The sequence below is a fragment of the Psychrobacter sp. 1044 genome (assembly GCF_904846525.1).
In the GTDB taxonomy this organism is placed as follows: Bacteria; Pseudomonadota; Gammaproteobacteria; order Pseudomonadales; family Moraxellaceae; genus Psychrobacter.
In genome coordinates this window covers 117,082-134,155 of record NZ_CAJHAZ010000001.1, presented here as the reverse complement: position 1 = coordinate 134,155, position 17,074 = coordinate 117,082, and the positions used below count along the sequence as shown (strand labels likewise).

The following is a 17,074-nucleotide window of genomic DNA, read 5'->3' as shown; positions in this document are numbered from 1 at the left end:
ACGCTCACTACAGTCACGTGATGGCATGTTATACTGCTCGCAATTTTGCAGCAACCCCTACCTCACTATTATATAAGCTTAAGATATTCTATGGCTCTGATACATTTAAAAGATATCCACCTTGCTTTTGGCGTCGCTCCTGTTCTTGATGGCATTGATTTTGCTATTGAAGCAGGTGAACGTGTCTGTTTAATTGGCCGTAATGGCGAAGGCAAATCCACCTTATTTAAGCTAATTAACGGCACCTTACAACCTGATAGCGGCGAAGTCATCATCAATAGCAGCGTGCGCGTGGCGATGCTAGAACAAGACGTTCCCGAGACAAGCGGACGTATCCTAGACATCGTTATGGGTGGTAGCAGCCGCACGGCTGAGCTGCTTATCAACTACAATGCCCAAACAGATTTATGTGCTAATGGCGACATGGATGCTTGTGAGCGTATGGCAGACTTGCAGCATGATATCGATGCGGTACACGGTTGGGATTTAGAACGAGAAGCCACCCGCCTGATCAAAACCATGGGGCTGGATCCAGATGATGATTTATCTTCATTATCAGGTGGTCGTAAGCGCCGTGTACTACTAGCACGCTCCTTGGTCACCAAACCTGATGTACTGCTGCTCGATGAACCAACCAACCATTTAGACGTTGATAGTATTGAATGGCTAGAGCGCTTTTTATTGGATTGGCAAGGTTTGACCCTACTATTCGTGACCCACGATAGAGCATTTGTCAATAAACTATCGACGCGCATCATTGAGCTAGATCGTGGTCAATTGACCAGCTATGACGTCACTCAAGGCGAAGGTGGCTATGCACGCTATCAAGAGCTAAAAGAGCTGCAATTACTCGCTGAAGAAAAAAATAACGCCAACTTTGATAAAAAACTGGCGCAAGAAGAAGTTTGGATTCGCCAAGGTATCAAAGCCCGTCGTACCCGTAATGAAGGCCGTGTCCGTGAGCTAAAAGCATTGCGTGAAGAGCGTAGCGATCGCCGTGAGCAAGTGGGTAATGTGAACATTACGATGGGTCAAGGCGAGAAAAGCGGTAAGCTGGTCTGTAAAGTCAAAAACTTACATCTTGAATATGATGGCAACGTATTGGTTGACAACTTTACGACCACTATTATGCGCGGCGATAAAATCGGCATTGTCGGACCCAACGGTGCGGGCAAAACCACACTGATTAAAGCCCTACTCGATATGTCTGATGACGAAGTTACCAAGACTGGTAGTGTCGAATTGGGTACCAATCTAAAAATTGCCTTCTTTGACCAGTTGCGCGATCAGTTAGACCTTGAAGCCAGTGTGGCGCAAAACGTCTCTGAAGGCTCAGACTTTGTAGAAGTGGGTGGTCGTAAGACACACATCATGAGCTATCTACAAGACTTCTTATTTGCCCCAGAGCGTGCGCGTACCCCAGTCAAAGCACTATCAGGTGGCGAACGTAACCGCGTACTACTTGCCAAGCAGCTATTAAAGCCTGCCAACATTCTGGTACTTGATGAGCCAACCAACGACTTGGATATGGCGACACTTGAGCTACTAGAAGAGTCAGTCGCCAGCTTTGGCGGTACAATTTTGCTCATCAGCCATGACCGCTCATTTATGGACAATGTCGTTACCTCTACTTGGGTATTTGACCAAGATGAAGACGGCAAAGGTATCGTCAAAGAGTATGTCGGTGGTTATCAAGAATACTTGGTACAGAAAAACCGCGAGCAAGCCGCCCACGCGGCTAGAGCACCAGCCAATAATGCAAATACTGTCAGTAAAGTTACCAATAAGACAACCGCAGCAAAACCTAACAAAGCTGCCAAAAAGCTCAATTTCAATGAACAGCGTGAACTGGACAATTTACCAAAAGAAATCGCTGCATTAGAAGCTGAACAAGCCCAATTGCAAGAGAAACTAGCAGATGGCTCATGGTTCACCACTGACGTTAATGCAGCGACTGCCGCAAGTGAGCGCCTACTGACGATTGAAGATGAGATGATGAGTAAGCTTGAGCGTTGGAGTGAGCTTGAGAGCTAATGTTAGCGACTGAAGCCATGTTTTATAAAACTTGAAGTTTGATAAAACATAAAAAGTAATGAAATAATCACCGTTTTGTTCTTATAAAGCGGTGATTATTGGTTTACGACTACTTACATAGTAGTTAGGTACTGAAAGTTAGTGAACATTACCTTAATTTCGAGTATCATTCGCTATTGCAAAATATCCTTATTAATTATAAGGTCATCACGCTTATAATCCTTGCCAAAAAATCTATGTGAGACATTGATAATGCAGCTATTTTGCATCAATTCTCCTATTCAACCTTAGAGTATGTTCTATCAAGGTTGCTTTATTTTTAACGCAATAATTTATTTTATCACCGAAATAGCTTAGAATAGCAACAATTAGCAAAATTAGGCACAGCCAAAGTGGCTTGATATTGTACATTTTCTAAGCCACAAACCCAGTGTGGGATAATCCCATTTCATTCACCTGGAGGAAGTATTAATGAGCCAAGCCGAAGGCGTTAACGTACAACGCCGTAGAGTTCTTATTGCCTCGACTGCCGCGATTGGTGCAGCTGGGGTAGCTGCTGTGGCAACACCTTTTGTCCGTTCTTGGTACCCAAGCGCTAAAGCTGAGGCTGCAGGGGCTGCAGTGACCCAAGACATTGGTTCTATCGAAGCAGGACAGATGATCGTTGTCAAATATCGCGGTAAACCCATTTTTGTGGTCAAACGCACAGAAGACATGCTAGCGACTTTAGCGTCAGTAAAACCTTTACTGTCTGACCCTGAATCTGATGCGTCATTACAACCTGAATACTGTAAAAATCCAGAACGCTCTATCTCACCAGAAGTATTGGTAGTAGAAGGCGTCTGTACACATTTAGGTTGTGCACCAAACTACCGTCCTGATGTTGGCGCGGCTGACTTGGGTGGTAATGATTGGTATGGCGGATTTTTCTGCCCATGCCACGGGTCTAAATATGACTTGGCGGGTCGCGTTTATAGTGGCGTTCCTGCACCGCTTAACTTACCTGTCCCAGATTACAACATGGATGGTACCATCTTGACGATTGGGGAGGCTTAATATGAGCATGGGTAAAAAGTTAATGCATTGGGTGGACGCACGCTTTCCAGCGACCGAAACCTATGAATACCATATGTCAAAGTACTATGCACCAAAAAACTTTAACTTTTGGTACTTTTTTGGCGTGTTATCAATGGTGGTATTGGTTAACCAATTGGTAACAGGTATTTGGCTGACCATGATGTATAACCCAAGTGCCGAAGGGGCATTTGCGTCTGTTGAATACATCATGCGCGATGTCAAAGGTGGTTGGCTCATCCGTTATATGCACTCAACTGGTGCATCTGCGTTCTTTGTGGTCGTCTATCTGCATATGTTTAGAGCACTGCTATATGGTTCATACCAGAAACCACGTGAGCTTATTTGGCTCATCGGTATGGGTATTTACTTAGCATTGATGGCAGAAGGTTTCTTCGGTTACCTACTTCCTTGGGGCAATATGTCATTTTGGGGTGCACAGGTTATCTTGAACCTTCCTGCTGCTCTACCTGTGATTGGTGATGGGCTTGCAGAATGGGTACGTGGTGATTATATTATCTCAGGTATCACCCTAAACCGCTTTTTTGCTCTACATGTGGTTGCTATCCCGCTCGTACTTGTGGGCTTAGTATTCATGCATATTGTAGCGCTACACCATGTGGGTTCGAACAACCCTGATGGTATTGATATCAAGAAGCTAAAAGATAAAAATGGTGTGCCGTTAGATGGTATTGAATTCCATCCGTACTACACAGTACACGATATGATTGGTATCGTGGTCTTCTTTATCTTGTTCTTTGCAGTGGTATTCTTCTTCCCAGAAGGCGGCGGATTCTTCCTTGAGCCACCAAATTTTGAGACAGCGAATTCATTGAAAACACCAGCACACATTGCACCAGTATGGTATTACACGCCATTCTATGCCATTTTACGTGCGGTTCCTGACAAGTTGGGTGGTGTGATTGCGATGGGTGGTGCGATTGCCGTACTATTCTTGATACCATGGTTAGACAGATCGCCTGTACGCTCTATACGTTATAAAGGCATTTTATCTAAAATTGCTTTAACCGTGTTTGCGATTAGTTTCTTAGTTTTAGGTTACTTAGGCGCGACGCCAACGACACCAACAGCAACATTGATGGCTCGTATCTTCACTGTCTTGTATTTCTTGTTTTTCTTACTGATGCCAATTTATACCTCTATTGAGAAGTGTAAACAGCCACCAGAACGCGTTACCGGAGGTCACTAATGAACACGCTAATTAAATCCCTAGCGGGTCTAGGCTTAGGCGCGGCATTAACCTTGACGGCTGGTACTGCACTGGCAGCTGGTGGCGGTGGATGTGGTACATTCACCAATGCTGAGGGTGTTGAAGAACATTTAGCTTGTAGTACTGCCCCTATTGATTTTACCAATAAGGGCTCGCTACAAAACGGTGCGAAAATCTTTATGAACTACTGTGCTGGTTGTCACTCTGCCCAGTATGTTCGTCACTCGCGCATTGCTAAAGATTTAGAGATACCACCTGAGTTGGTCGAAAAGTATTTGATGGTCACCACCGATCAAATCGGTGATCATATCAATGCTGAAATTGATCCTGAAGTACAAGCATCATGGTTTGGCGCAGCACCACCAGACTTATCACTTGAGACCAGACTACGTGGCGATGACTGGGTATATACTTACCTGTTATCGTTTTATGAAGACCCAAGCCGTCCTTGGGGTGCCAATAACTTAGTACTTGCCAATGCGGCGATGCCTCATGTATTGCATAATATGCAAGAAGAGCTGAGTGCTGAAGAGTTTGAATCCGAAGTGGGTGATTTGGTTAACTTTATGGCGTGGATGGCAGAGCCTAACCGTCATGACCGTCAAGTGATTGGCTTCTTTGTAATTTTATTCTTATTAGTATTACTCATTCCAGTTTACTTATTGAACAAAGAATTCTGGAAAGATGTAAAATAATTAAGTATTAAAAAATATATTTTTATCGAAAAAAAGGGCACTACTCCGGTAGTGCTTTTTTATTGCATTAAGTTCTTGATTTAATTGTTAATAACATTTCGTTATTATTTTTTGGTAGCCGTTTTGGTAGCCAGTAGTTTTGATTTTTGAGTATTGGTAGCCATAGGGCGATGTAATTGTTGAGCTGTTTATTAGTAATGACAGCTGCCTAAGTAATTTTTATACGTCCGCATAATTAAAAGTTTAGCTATTACTTTTTGCTTTCACTAACTTATCAATCATTTCTATTCTACTGATATAACTATCCTCTATTTCTATGTATTCCATGAATAGCCGTTTATGGGTAGCTCTGTGCATGCCTTTGGGTTTGGGTTGATACATACTATAACGCCACCCTAAACGCTTTCTTATTGCCTGTATGCGTATATCGGGTCGCTGCCATGGCTGCATTAGCTGTGTTTGATAGTTAGCTCCTATACAATGCCTGCAGACGTAAAGCCCTGCGCAATAAAGCACACCTACACGCCTGCTACACTTAGGACAAGCGAACCAATACCGATAACCGCCATAATTGCATTTTGTCTTTAGTAGCTCAACATTATAGTTATATGACTTATTACGGTGGCTGTAGCTAAAGGCTAAATGATTAGGCTGGCTAGTGCGTATATAATCATTAAAGCTGTTTATGCTGATCTGTTTATAGTCGCTCAGGCTATGAGTATTTGCAGTGGTAGGCATAATTATATTTCGTGGGTTATCTAAATCATTAGGCAAGTTTGCTTTTTTCTATCATATCTTGTCTTTTTGCTGCTCTTAATCACATGGATAGTATTTTCATTAGTGGGTCATCTCTATCTTTCTGCCTACGTTCTAATCCTAACCCACCGCCTAGCAGTTTTGATTTGCTCATGGTGCATGACAAGGCTGTCTTATAATCATCGTCATTCAACGCCATTTGCCTTACCTGCTCTATTTCATCAAGTATGCTATCTAGTGTAATAAAATCGCGTGTTCTATCGCTCATAACTTGCCCTGCCTTTGTTGTTCTCAATCATCTGCATGGTTGCACCGCATATCTTTTGTACTAGCCTGTCATGCTCTGTCACTAGCTTATAGTAGGTCGTAAAGTGCATATGCTTGGGTCTACCTTGGTTGCCGTAAGCAATGCCACTTTGCCAGCCTAAACGCTGCCTGATTGCGTCTGCACGACTAAACAATCTATCAATTGGTTGTTGCAGCTGACTGCCATAATTTGCCCCTATGCAATGTCTGCAGACGTAAGCACCAGCGCAATATAATATTGATACTCGCTTGCTGCAGTTCGGGCATAACCACCAGTAACGGTAATTGCCATAATTGCATGCTGTCTTTGTTAGGCTAATGGAATAGCTGTAGGATTGATTGCGGTATTTATAGTTAAGGTCAATCTTGTTTGCTTTGCCTGCTTGCCTCAACTGGTCACGATAGTTAGTTATACTCAGTCTGGGGTAATTATTTAGGCTGTGGGTTGTGGCAAGTGTTGGCATGACTACTTTCACCTGTTATCTAAATCATTAGTTAAATTCACTTTTATTATACTATCATGAGTATTTATCATTAGTTGTTTTACTCTTGACCTTATTTTAATACTGATACTCTGTTACTTTATTAAGCGATGTGATTTAGGCTGGAATTAAGTTAATGTAGCTTAAATTGAACTTTGTGGATAAGGAATTGTAAGTTATGAAAAAATTAATACCCTTTTGCTTTTTATTTGCATTTATTGGTTCAGCTTGTGCTAATACAAATATAAAGCAACAGGTAGAGTTACCATTTACTGGAGAGCGTGGCTATAATTTATATGGTGGTAATAATAATGAACAGTCTATTGTCATAAAACCAGATGGTCATACTGAGATTACAGCAATTACAAAAGGTGGTAGTTATACACTATATAAAGGCAAATACGCTGATAGATTTCCTCTTGAAGATGGTGGCTATTACAAAGTAATTGGTGACTCAATGATTGAGCTCGATTCAAGTGGCAATATTAAGTATGAGTGTAAAATGACACCAGATTTTGATAACCCTGATATTTATGTTGAACCTATGCCATGTGTAGCAAAGTTTTATGAAGATGAATCGTTGTAGCTAAATGGTTTTAAATTATCTTATGCAAGACTTCAATATGCAAAGTGGGGAAAATGGGGAAAGTAGGAAAGTAAGTTATCAAAGTCTTGGTATATATGGCTTATAGTGTTTTCCCCTTATAAAGTTAAAAAGGCAAATAAGGAAAGTTAGCAGCTGGTTAGCCGTTCACTTTCCCCACTTGCCTAGTGAGTTGATAATTAGGAAAGCTGGCTAGTCTATGCATGCCAAGCGTTCTAACCGTTGCTTTCCCACTTTCCTAGTTTTCCCCCTACTTAGCCTCTAATAACTCAGGTCTTACCTGTATGGTTCTAGCCCTGCCATTGGTTATGATCTTAATATAACCCTCGCTTTCTAATACCTCAGCTATCAATTCAAAGTTATGCTTTTGCCGTAAGTGCTTAGGTGTAACCTTGCTTTGAGATGTTGAATAAGCCAGCTCCTTAACCGATTGCCTATTACAGTAATTCACTAGCCAGCTGATTAGCTTTTGAGTGTCATTATCACCAGCTTGGGGCTTGTCAGTGTAGCGCATACGCTCGCTTATCGAGTAATCAGTCAATTTTAATGCTCTATGTATATCCTCAGCGGTTATAAAGCGTCTACCATCAAAGTAAGCAAGTATTGAGGCGATACGGCTGGCATTTTCATGTAAGCGTCTGGCATAGCTTGCGTATTTCTCTAACTGACCGCCTTTGCATAACTGGCTTTCTTTATCGGTTTGATAATCGGCTAAAGCCTTTCTAGCCTGCCTATCCTTAAAAGGCATATTAAAGCGGATAATATTGCCCTCATTATCTCTATCTACACTATCAGCAATGGGGTCTAGCAGCCTTCTGCACCTTTGCCAGTAAGCCTGCAATCTTGGGTCTTGCTCTGGTTTAGCGTCTAGCCGTTCATCAGTGTTATAAACTATCTTACCGTTCATATTGTCAGGAAAAGCAAATAAAAAGCGAGGTAGTAAGCCTTGACCGTTCATAGCCTCATCATTTAACGCTGGTGCGATTACTGGTGGCTGTCCTTGCAAGTCTAGGATAAACCTAACCCCATTCATGCTGTTTTGCTCTATGGTGTCATATCGAGGGGATAGCAGCCTATCAAACGAGCCACTACTCCATATGTCACATATCTGGCTAATGTTACTTTTGGCGGTGTCACTGGTTAAGCTATGACCACTTAAAAATAGGGCTGCCTCAGCCGTTGACCATGCTATATCGGTGGTATTACCGATCAGCATATTGTCTAAAAATCCTTGGATCGTGCCAGACTTAACCAAAAGTATCGTTTGCTTAGGTTTGGGGTTTTCAAGTAACCATAGCTCTAAATCTTTTTTTGGGGTGCTGGCTTTTTGCGCAAGCCATTCATCTAGCAAAGTTCGGTATTCTTTGCGCTTGTCATTTTGATAACTGAATAGCTCTTTATGGGTAAAGTCTACCGTTCTGCTTTTACCGCCTCCGCTTTCTGCCTCAGTGAGTAAAAATAGCGAGGCTGGCATAAACTTATTACCTAACGCATAAGGGGCGTTAATATATTGCTGAATAATAGTACCTAAAGCCCCTAGCATGCATTGACCTGCCATTGCTGGCGGTACTTGTGCATGATAGATAATAGCCGTTAAAGCATCTCTTAGTACTTGCCCATCTTTGCCCCATGCCTCTACTGGATAGGGTGTGGCTTTGGTGTGTTGGTCTGCAATATCGCCTAGCTTTTCCCATGCCTCCGCTAATAAGTCTTTTATGATCGTGTCAGGGTCGCTCAAAACATCATCAAGCGTCTGGTAATTATCAAACGATAGCAGCAAGTCAAAAGTCGTTATTATGGCTTTGACGTTTACCCCTAGTAGGGGCTGGGTTAGCTCATCTTTTTTATCTATGGTAGCAGTAACGATAACTTGCTTAACCTCAGCAAAATGCTTGACCATATTATTAAAGTGAAAGGGGTTAATACTCACCAATATAGTAACGCTTAACCCTTGGCTTATTAGCTGCCTGTATAGCTCTATCCCCTCAGCAAGCCTCTTTACTGCATACCAGTCACTATCTAAGCTAAGATTGCCAATAACAAAAGCGCTGGGCTGGCTTGGGTCGGTTACCTCTATAGGTTTATCACTATTAGGCGTGTAAATACCGATATTGGCTGGCTGGTGCAAGTTATTGCTTAATACCATAGCCACCTTGCCAGCGGTGTTAATAAATTCACCTGCTACACTAAAAGTATCATCAAACTGTCTTAGCTTATCGCCTTGACCTAGTGCTATAAGGCTGGTTAATACTTCATCATTTGCTATAATCTTATCTGTAGTTTGCTTTGAAATGCCTAGTAAATTGCTTAGCCCCTTGTCATCAGCTTGGGGCTTTGCTTTGTCTGTATTACTCATGATTACCCCCTCGCTGCTCATAAGTTACCCCTTGCGCTTTGGCATGATGGTATAAATAACAATGAAAATAAAATTGTCATTAGCAGCATGTAAACGATAAAGGCGCGGTTAATATACTTGCGTTGCTGAGGCTGTCTGTGTGCCTTGTCACGGGCTTTTAGCTTGTCTTTGTTATCTTTACTCATAACGCGTCACCTCCATTTCAGGCGTTGATAACACACTGTCCATCTGTTCGCTTGCATCAGTGGCAAATAGTGAGTCCCTAAACAATGCAGCTATGACTGCTTGAATAACGCCTTGAGATACGGGGTCATTTGTCTGCACGGCTTGCAATGCCATAGCGTAATGTTCGGTATCAATTGATAATAAAATTAGCTGCTCGTTGATATGCTCTAAAGTGTCCGCTATCTGCAATAGTCTGTCGTTTGATTGGCTCATGACTGCACCCCACTAGCTAGATTATCGGTATCAATCCAATAAACATTCCAATGCTTGCCATCTTTATCTACTCGCTTGCGCTGTATGGTTAAGCCTGTATTTTCTAGCTGGTTAATGCGAGTGGGTAGCGTGGCTATTCTATAAAGTTCGATAGCTTGCCAGCGTGTGATTGATTGACCAGTCAAAAGATGGTCTTTGATTATTTGGTTTTGGCTGCGTTTTAGCTTATCCATGATTAAGCCCCCTCATTAGTAGCGTTTAGATAGTCCACAATGTCGCTACCTTTAAAGTAGTAAACGCCATTGATAGATAACGGCTTTGTGATCTTGTCCGTTTTAATCCATCGTCTAATCGTTTCGGGGTGCTTGTGGAATACATCGGCTATCTGCTTAACCTGATAAAGCTCTTTAGGGTTCGCTAATAGGTAAGCTAGGTTTAGCTTGTTGGTGGGTGCTGCGTGGGTAGTGTTAGGCATTGCCTTAACTCCTATTCAGTTGATGAAAGTTGTTAAGGCTTATTGTGCGGTGTGGGGTGTTATTAAAAATTAAAGTTAATTAATTAAAGTTAAAGTTAGCTTTCTTATTCTGGGCGTTTATATAGCATATCACTGTGATCCTGTACTGCTTTGCTGATTTTGGCTGTAGCAGCTTTCAACCCGTTCATGTCTTCATCAGCTATTTTTAGATCTTGAATTGCAAACTCATAAATACTATTACTTATTTGGGTAGCATTAGGTTTATCTCCAACAGTATATATTTTTGACTTGCTGGCAAGTAGCAATGCTAAAATCGCTATTAACTTTTTATCTTGTGATCTACTATTTAACGGCTCATTGTCATCACTTTTTTCTTTAGGCTTAGTTGCTTTATCACTTGGTATGAATTCACCACTCGCTATAGATTCAATTAATGCTTTAATTTTTTCACCATCAATCACTTGAGGTCTTATATGTCTATCTTTATCATTCGTAGAAGATAGCTTTCTATTTTTTTCTATCTCCTCGTAATCATCTAAACTATTACCAATGAGCTTAAACATTCTTATAGGTATGTCTCGACTTGTATCAATTAACTCTGCTGTTACTGAGTCACAAACATAAACTGTATAGCTATATCTATGAGCAGCGTTAAAGTTAAGATCGCTTAAATACTCAAGCTTTTTTAAATCATTGATATTTAAATAAAAGCTGTTATTTACTACTTCATATTCGTCATATTCTAACGTTTCTTTTCCTTCGTAGTGATATTCATGGTCTTCTAAGTATTCCCTATAAAAGTAATAACCATCTATACTGATTTGATTAAAGAGTTCATCTATATTCTTATCAATTCCATCTACTTGTAATCCTTTATTTACTCGATAATGCTTATCAACCTCATATGAGCTTATATTTTTATCAAAACCGTTATATAGCAACCATGAAACAACGGTTTCAATTGGTTCTTGTAGCTTAAATGCTATGTATAAAATAAAGTCATCAATAAATACGTGGCTTTTTCCAAAATCGCTTTTCGGCTTATCCATTAATCCCATAACCATGCCTTACTTGTTATTCATACCTTAATAAAAATAGGTGCAAGGCATGCCAGCCTAAGGCATGAAATGGCTGGCGTTCGGGTAATTAGTCCTAGCCTTGCATAGTCATTGTAGCAGTAGCTTAGCCCTGCTTTTGTGCTTGCTGTTTAAAATCAGCATGAATAACATTATCAAACTTGCCAGCTTTTATGTCGTCTAGGTAGTTCGCCCAGTCGGTCATCATTAAAGCGCGTTGATCTAATCCAGTCATTCGATTGTATGCAGTACCATAAGCATTAAGCATGCGGTGACCTAGTGCCAGTTCGGTTATCAGTTCGTCATATCCTAACCGTTCCATCAGCATAGTTTTTGCTGTACTTCTAAAACCGTGTGGGCTGTGAATGTCTTTGTAGCCCTGTCCGTTATTCATTAAGTCACTGTTTAATACTTTGTTGATTGCTTGCGTATGATGGTAAGGCTCTTTTTTGCGTCTAGGGTTATGAAATACATAATCGCTATCACCTGTTAGCGGTTGCATCTGCTCTAATATGGCTATGGCTTGCGGTGCAAGTGGTATCACTAGACTAGCTACCATATCGCCCCTGTTACCTGCCTTTTGTGGCTTAAACTGCCATTGCTTTTTGAGCCAATTAATATCAGTCCATTGCATAGCGCATAGGTCGCCTACTCGAGTAAAGGTTAAAGCCAATAGCTGTAAGATACGCTTGTTATATAGCTGGCTTGCATCGTCTAACTGGTCAATTTCGTTTAGCAGTTTGGCAAAAGCGGTCACATCATTACTCAATGCTGGGCGGTGTTTAGATGCATGTCTTTTTAGCGTTCCTTGTAGGTCGCTTGCTGGGTTGTATTCGATCACCATATGAGCTTTGGCAATCTGTAAGATACTCTTTAATAACGTTCTTACCCTCAATCCTTTATAGGTATTGGTTTTTTGAATGTCATTAATAAACTTGATAACTAGACTGGGGGTTATGTCTGTTACTTTCATATGCCCTAACTGTTTTTCAATCGGTCTTACTAATTCCTCAAGATTTTTGATAGTGCGTTTATTTAGGTTTTTGCTGGCTTGAATATCGCGCCATTCGTTAATGAAGTGGTTTAAGATGTTTTGGCGGTCGGTTATCTGCTTTTGTTTTTTACTTTCTCTATGCTCTATTGGGTCTATATCTTTGGCTAGTAGTTGCATATTGTCGCTGTGGTATTGACGGGCATCGGCAAGGCTTAACGCTGGGTATTGTCCTAGCGTCATGTAAGGGCGTTTGCCTGTAATGGGGTGTGTATAGCGGTGTCTAAAATCGGCTGTAGCATCTGTGCTATCTTTATGCGGTCTTATGCGTATCTCTAAGCCTTTATAACCTGCTATTGGATAACTAACTGCTTTGTCAGCTTGCACGGCTTCTTTGATTGCCCGTTTGATTTGGGTATCGGTGCTAACCTCCTTTCTAACCATTTTCCTGCCCCCTTAATCTGGTAGCCACATTGGTAGCCATTTATAATGCTTTATGTTGTAAGATAATATCGTACGTTGTAGTACATCATATATCTAAAATCACTATACATCAATAAAATAAAGGGTTCTAGGAATAATTTTATCGTCTATCGTTTTATCAAGTTAAATCATGCATTATGTAAAAAGCATTACTCTGGTAGTGCCTTTTTTTGTCTCTTAAAAGACCATAAAACACTGAACCATTATTTAAAAAAAGGCTCACCCGCAATGTTTACGTACCTTGCCTTGATAATCAGAGCAACTTTGTTTACGATGATAGGCTTTACTATTAACATTAGGCTTTCATGATTGATGCGAACGACATTCCAAGTAGTCAGCTGATTTTATACGCTGATGATGGCTACGACAGTCATGTAGTGCGCCTATTGCTTGAGGAAAAAAAGCTGGCCTATTATCTATCACGCTTGCACTCTGAACGGCCTGAAGATTTAACCGAGCTGAATCCCTATCACACCTTGCCTGTTCTGCAACAACGTGAAATCGCACTGTATGAGATTAACGTTATCTTTGAGTATCTTGAAGAGCGTTACCATACAAACAAGCTACTACCGGATACCCCGCAAGAGCGTGCCCAATTTCGCCAATTGGCTTGGCGTATTCAGCACGATTGGCTGGTACTCGGTAAGCGTCTACTCATGCACCCTAATAGCTTTAACAAAACACAAGCTGCTATTGCGAAAAAACAGTTAAGCGATTCTCTGATTACTTTATCACCACTGTTTGCTCATAAACCTTATTTTATGGCAGACGATTTTGGCTGGTGTGATGTATTGTTAGCACCTTTGTTATGGCGACTTGAAGAAATGGGAATTGAGCTGCCACGCGCAATTAGTCGCCCCCTATTTGATTATCAACAGCGGGTCTTTGAGCGTACTAGCTTTCAAAAAAGTGTGCGTTAATTAGGGTGTACCCTCAATCTGAGCATTAAACCTTAAATGGGCCAAAATGACTAAATCTTTGTCAAACTGTGTCAAAGTAACTTGCTTATATTTAGATATTATCAGCACTACTTTCCTTGTTTGGCTGCAATTTTTATCACCATTTTCAAAATCAGGACACGCCCTAGACAATGCTTAACCGCTGTCTTAAAATAGAAAACAACAAAATACCTTTAAGTTATTATCTTCAAATTATCAGTATAGGAAACCCTTAGATGAGCGAAACCACCTCTATTACCCCAACACGTCCTTATATGGTGCGCGCACTTTATCAGTGGATAGAAGACAATCAACTAACGCCTTACCTGATGGTTGATGCCACTGCCGAAAACGTACAGATTCCAAGGGAACACGTGCAAGATGGTCGTATCGTATTGAATATCGCCAGCCGTGCGACTGGTAATATGAGTATGGAAAATGATTATATTCATTTTAGTGCGCGTTTTGGCGGCGTGTCACAAGAGATTTGGGTACCAATGACGTCGGTGTTAGGTATTTATGCGAAAGAAAACTCGCAAGGGATGTTTTTTGACCCCAATGAATATGACAACTATCAACCTGAAGATGATGCGATAGTAAGCTCACAGAAGAGCCCTACTGCGACACCTAAAGCCAAACGTGATAATAAAGCTGGTTTAAAAGTATTGAAATAGTCAATTTTTCGGTATAAAAAAGGCTGATCGTATTATATACGGTCAGCCTTTTTGTGATTAATCTAAAAGATTTATCATTATGCACTTTCAGTTAGCATATAAAATTACTAGGTTCTTGGCAATGTCACGCCGCGTTGACCTTGATATTTACCGCCGCGATCTTTATAGCTGGTTTCACATACGTCATCAGCATCGCTTTGGAAAAATAGCATTTGTGCCACCCCTTCACCTGCATAAATACGCGCTGGTAGATTGGTGGTATTACTAAACTCCAAAGTGACATGCCCTTCCCACTCAGGCTCCAGCGGCGTCACGTTGACGATAATTCCGCAACGGGCATACGTTGATTTACCAAGACAGATCGTCAATACATCGCGTGGAATACGGAAATATTCCATGGTGCGTGCTAGCGCAAACGAGTTTGGTGGAATAATGCACTCGTCACCGATGACATCAATAAAGCTTTTTTCATCAAAGTTTTTTGGATCTACAATCACTGAATGAACATTGGTAAAAACTTTAAATTCAGGCGCGCAGCGTACATCATAACCATAGCTTGACGTACCGTAGCTAACCAAACGCTCGCCTGCATCATTAAAACGTACTTGGCCCGCTTCAAACGGCTCAATCATGCCGTGTTCTTCAGCCATTTTACGAATCCAGCGGTCAGACTTGATAGACATTGTTGTTCCTTAGCAGCTATAAAATAAAATTTATGATATGAAGTGTATTTTGATAGCGACGATTATACGGAATTGAGCGCTTAATTTATAGGCTTGCCTGCGTTTAATATAAATCTACAATCAATACGACAACCGCCTACCATTTTGCGAAATGGTCTTCAGCTAAGCCCATTATCTTATCAATTTTAATCACGTCATCTTTTAGACGAATCTCACCACTATAAAAGCCAAGCCATTGCTCAAATATACTGGCAAGCACACCAAAGTTATCCGTCTTTTTATAGACGGTTATCGGCGTGAAGGTTAAGTCAATATCAACATTGCTCCAGCCTAGGTTTTGATGATAGATGCGCCAAGGCTGTCGCATATTATCTGTGGTTTTAGCAGTATCATCTTGCTCATTAGCTGGCAAATTTAAACCATCACGAACAAACATCACAGGCGGTAAATAATAAATCTGCCCATCTAGCCAGCACGCATTTTCGCTAACCCCTGTTTCATTGACGCCCATCGCTAGATTTAGGGCAAAATGACGACCGTCTGGCAAATAACTATTGATACAACTCCAAAACCAATTGGTCTTGTGACGCATATAACCAAGCGTCCAATCGAGATTGGCGATAGTCGTTTCGGAAAAGTGGATTTGTTTGGCTTGAGAATCAGTGTTAAATTTTGAATGGGCTTTAATCAGTAAATGACCAGATATAACCGACAACGGTTCTTTCTGGGTGAAGGTCCAGCCGCGCCTGCCTGTTGGTGTGCAGACTGCTAATGGCGCTGATTGCCGCTGTAGCGTCGCATCAAGCGTAATGTGTTTACTATCCAATGCTACTGCGATTTGTGAAGGCGTAAAATCCAATGTTAATGTGAGATTACTATGGGTAAATGCCATTTTCCCTTGATAGCAATCGCCTTCTAACTGTGTTTGATGCATCAACGGCTGCAATGCTTCACAAACCTCTAACTGCTCAATCTCATCGTTATAAACATAAACGAAAGCACTGGTTGCCAGTTTAATCGTCGCTAATGCCAGACAAACCCGATAAGGCGGCTGGATAATTTGAATAAAACAGAATTGATTGGCTTTTAACTCTTTGCGCCAGTTTGGCAGCGCCTTTTGTGAGATAAGATGGCTGTGATAGTCCAAATAATTGATATTTTTAACGTGAGCAAAAACACCAAAAATAGGCTGACCATTTTTAATCAGCTCGTTAAGAACAGCTGGCTTAATGCTGGTAGATAGTTGTTGCTGATCTTGGTTGTTAAAGTTTTTATTCATAGTCATGGCATCCTAGCCAAATATCATTGTGAGATTAGCTGTCCTTGGTAGCTGACGGTGGTGCTTATGATTCTTCTCTTTGCCTGTGTAGACGCCGCCCAAATTGCTTCCCTAATAGCTTTTATTTCTATCATCGGCAATCTGTCTGCCAACTCTTTAGAGACATTGACTACTGCAAAAGCACTTATTGCAAACGGATGCTTAGGAAATTTAAGTAGTAGATAAGCTAACGCTTGTACCGCTTTTAAAAGATCAGTAATCACCATGCGGCGATTACTAAAGTCATCATTAACTTGATGCCGTTTGCTACTCCCATCTTTATAGTAGCAAACGGCAATCACTTGATTGTTTGAGAGCTCAATCACGTATATCGGCGGGCGCAATAATTTCAAAAATATATACTGCGTGGGAATATCCTCTAAATGGCGTTGATAAATAGATAAGCTCACAATACTCCCTTTTTGAAAATCTAAGCCCCTTAATTTTATTTGCTTAGGCT

The 17,074-nt window shown here is 41.1% G+C and carries 17 protein-coding genes; 7 read left to right on the top strand and 10 right to left on the bottom strand.

Annotation, left to right across the window (positions count from 1 at the left end; genetic code table 11):
* The first annotated feature begins 90 nt into the window (after positions 1-90).
* The 4 genes from JMX82_RS00550 (at position 91) to JMX82_RS00535 (ending at position 5,034) form a co-directional block, all read left to right on the top strand.
* Positions 91-2,034 (top strand): ATP-binding cassette domain-containing protein, encoded by a 1,944-nt coding sequence (locus tag JMX82_RS00550; RefSeq protein WP_055124346.1) that lies wholly within the window; start codon positions 91-93, stop codon positions 2,032-2,034.
* 471 nt (positions 2,035-2,505) lie between these two features.
* The gene (gene petA / locus JMX82_RS00545) at positions 2,506-3,090 is read left to right on the top strand and encodes a ubiquinol-cytochrome c reductase iron-sulfur subunit (protein WP_045446807.1); all 585 of its coding nucleotides are present in this window, start codon (positions 2,506-2,508) and stop codon (positions 3,088-3,090) included.
* Between the two features lie 7 nt (positions 3,091-3,097).
* A complete protein-coding gene (locus JMX82_RS00540) occupies positions 3,098-4,318 on the top strand; it encodes a cytochrome b (RefSeq protein ID WP_372815435.1) in 1,221 nt (406 codons plus the stop codon).
* Positions 4,318-5,034: a cytochrome c1 gene (locus JMX82_RS00535; protein ID WP_045446804.1), complete on the top strand. Its 717-nt coding sequence runs from the start codon at positions 4,318-4,320 to the stop codon at positions 5,032-5,034. Before JMX82_RS00540 ends, JMX82_RS00535 begins: the two co-directional genes overlap by 1 nt.
* A gap of 817 nt (positions 5,035-5,851) precedes the next feature.
* Here the strand turns inward: JMX82_RS00535 and JMX82_RS00530 are convergent.
* Positions 5,852-6,058, bottom strand: a complete 207-nt coding sequence (locus JMX82_RS00530) for a hypothetical protein (protein ID WP_201538924.1) — start codon at positions 6,056-6,058, stop codon at positions 5,852-5,854.
* 698 nt (positions 6,059-6,756) lie between these two features.
* Between JMX82_RS00530 and JMX82_RS00525 the strand changes: the two genes are divergently transcribed.
* A complete protein-coding gene (locus JMX82_RS00525; protein ID WP_201538923.1) occupies positions 6,757-7,164 on the top strand; it encodes a hypothetical protein in 408 nt (135 codons plus the stop codon).
* Between the two features lie 268 nt (positions 7,165-7,432).
* On the opposite strand, the gene JMX82_RS00520 is transcribed toward JMX82_RS00525, so the two are convergent.
* From JMX82_RS00520 to JMX82_RS00495, 6 genes are all read right to left on the bottom strand, one after another.
* Complete coding sequence (locus tag JMX82_RS00520; protein WP_201538922.1) at positions 7,433-9,538, bottom strand: DUF3987 domain-containing protein; 2,106 nt, start codon at positions 9,536-9,538, stop codon at positions 7,433-7,435.
* A gap of 177 nt (positions 9,539-9,715) precedes the next feature.
* On the bottom strand, positions 9,716-9,976 hold the full coding sequence (locus JMX82_RS00515) for a hypothetical protein (protein ID WP_201538921.1): 261 nt from the start codon (positions 9,974-9,976) through the stop codon (positions 9,716-9,718).
* A complete protein-coding gene (locus JMX82_RS00510) occupies positions 9,973-10,209 on the bottom strand; it encodes a helix-turn-helix domain-containing protein (protein ID WP_201538920.1) in 237 nt (78 codons plus the stop codon). Before JMX82_RS00510 ends, JMX82_RS00515 begins: the two co-directional genes overlap by 4 nt.
* 2 nt (positions 10,210-10,211) lie before the next feature.
* Complete coding sequence (locus JMX82_RS00505) at positions 10,212-10,451, bottom strand: helix-turn-helix domain-containing protein (RefSeq protein ID WP_201538919.1); 240 nt, start codon at positions 10,449-10,451, stop codon at positions 10,212-10,214.
* Between the two features lie 104 nt (positions 10,452-10,555).
* Positions 10,556-11,509 carry a hypothetical protein gene (locus JMX82_RS00500; RefSeq protein WP_201538918.1) on the bottom strand — a complete coding sequence of 318 codons (954 nt, stop codon included), beginning with the start codon at positions 11,507-11,509 and terminating at the stop codon, positions 10,556-10,558.
* 124 nt (positions 11,510-11,633) lie between these two features.
* Positions 11,634-12,962 (bottom strand): tyrosine-type recombinase/integrase, encoded by a 1,329-nt coding sequence (locus JMX82_RS00495; RefSeq protein ID WP_201538917.1) that lies wholly within the window; start codon positions 12,960-12,962, stop codon positions 11,634-11,636.
* Positions 12,963-13,306: 344 nt separating this feature from the next.
* On the opposite strand from JMX82_RS00495, the gene JMX82_RS00490 reads away from it, so the two are divergent.
* Together JMX82_RS00490 and JMX82_RS00485 are read left to right on the top strand one after the other, a co-directional pair.
* Complete coding sequence (locus JMX82_RS00490; RefSeq protein WP_193009387.1) at positions 13,307-13,921, top strand: glutathione S-transferase N-terminal domain-containing protein; 615 nt, start codon at positions 13,307-13,309, stop codon at positions 13,919-13,921.
* A 254-nt stretch (positions 13,922-14,175) separates the two neighbouring features.
* Positions 14,176-14,613: a ClpXP protease specificity-enhancing factor gene (locus tag JMX82_RS00485; RefSeq protein WP_045446801.1), complete on the top strand. Its 438-nt coding sequence runs from the start codon at positions 14,176-14,178 to the stop codon at positions 14,611-14,613.
* A 107-nt stretch (positions 14,614-14,720) separates the two neighbouring features.
* Here JMX82_RS00485 and dcd read toward each other — a convergent pair whose 3' ends face one another.
* The 3 genes from dcd to JMX82_RS00470 form a co-directional block, all read right to left on the bottom strand.
* Positions 14,721-15,296 (bottom strand): dCTP deaminase, encoded by a 576-nt coding sequence (gene dcd, locus JMX82_RS00480; RefSeq protein ID WP_011513914.1) that lies wholly within the window; start codon positions 15,294-15,296, stop codon positions 14,721-14,723.
* 136 nt (positions 15,297-15,432) lie between these two features.
* Positions 15,433-16,575 carry a DUF2804 domain-containing protein gene (locus JMX82_RS00475; RefSeq protein WP_201538916.1) on the bottom strand — a complete coding sequence of 381 codons (1,143 nt, stop codon included), beginning with the start codon at positions 16,573-16,575 and terminating at the stop codon, positions 15,433-15,435.
* Positions 16,576-16,598: 23 nt separating this feature from the next.
* Positions 16,599-17,024, bottom strand: a complete 426-nt coding sequence (locus JMX82_RS00470) for a hypothetical protein (protein ID WP_201538915.1) — start codon at positions 17,022-17,024, stop codon at positions 16,599-16,601.
* Positions 17,025-17,074 lie beyond the last annotated feature (50 nt).

Excerpts from the sequence above, each read along its gene's own strand:
- JMX82_RS00550 (WP_055124346.1), top strand. The coding sequence starts at position 91 with ATGGCTCTGATACATTTAAAAGATATCCACCTTGCTTTTGGCGTCGCT.
- JMX82_RS00510 (WP_201538920.1), bottom strand. The coding sequence starts at position 10,209 with ATGGATAAGCTAAAACGCAGCCAAAACCAAATAATCAAAGACCATCTT.
- JMX82_RS00495 (WP_201538917.1), bottom strand. The coding sequence starts at position 12,962 with ATGGTTAGAAAGGAGGTTAGCACCGATACCCAAATCAAACGGGCAATC.
- JMX82_RS00485 (WP_045446801.1), top strand. The coding sequence starts at position 14,176 with ATGAGCGAAACCACCTCTATTACCCCAACACGTCCTTATATGGTGCGC.
- petA (WP_045446807.1), top strand. The coding sequence starts at position 2,506 with ATGAGCCAAGCCGAAGGCGTTAACGTACAACGCCGTAGAGTTCTTATT.
- dcd (WP_011513914.1), bottom strand. The coding sequence starts at position 15,296 with ATGTCTATCAAGTCTGACCGCTGGATTCGTAAAATGGCTGAAGAACAC.
- JMX82_RS00490 (WP_193009387.1), top strand. The coding sequence starts at position 13,307 with ATGATTGATGCGAACGACATTCCAAGTAGTCAGCTGATTTTATACGCT.
- JMX82_RS00475 (WP_201538916.1), bottom strand. The coding sequence starts at position 16,575 with ATGAATAAAAACTTTAACAACCAAGATCAGCAACAACTATCTACCAGC.
- JMX82_RS00505 (WP_201538919.1), bottom strand. The coding sequence starts at position 10,451 with ATGCCTAACACTACCCACGCAGCACCCACCAACAAGCTAAACCTAGCT.
- JMX82_RS00520 (WP_201538922.1), bottom strand. The coding sequence starts at position 9,538 with ATGAGTAATACAGACAAAGCAAAGCCCCAAGCTGATGACAAGGGGCTA.
- JMX82_RS00515 (WP_201538921.1), bottom strand. The coding sequence starts at position 9,976 with ATGAGCCAATCAAACGACAGACTATTGCAGATAGCGGACACTTTAGAG.
- JMX82_RS00530 (WP_201538924.1), bottom strand. The coding sequence starts at position 6,058 with ATGAGCGATAGAACACGCGATTTTATTACACTAGATAGCATACTTGAT.
- JMX82_RS00525 (WP_201538923.1), top strand. The coding sequence starts at position 6,757 with ATGAAAAAATTAATACCCTTTTGCTTTTTATTTGCATTTATTGGTTCA.
- JMX82_RS00500 (WP_201538918.1), bottom strand. The coding sequence starts at position 11,509 with ATGGGATTAATGGATAAGCCGAAAAGCGATTTTGGAAAAAGCCACGTA.
- JMX82_RS00535 (WP_045446804.1), top strand. The coding sequence starts at position 4,318 with ATGAACACGCTAATTAAATCCCTAGCGGGTCTAGGCTTAGGCGCGGCA.
- JMX82_RS00540 (WP_372815435.1), top strand. The coding sequence starts at position 3,098 with ATGGGTAAAAAGTTAATGCATTGGGTGGACGCACGCTTTCCAGCGACC.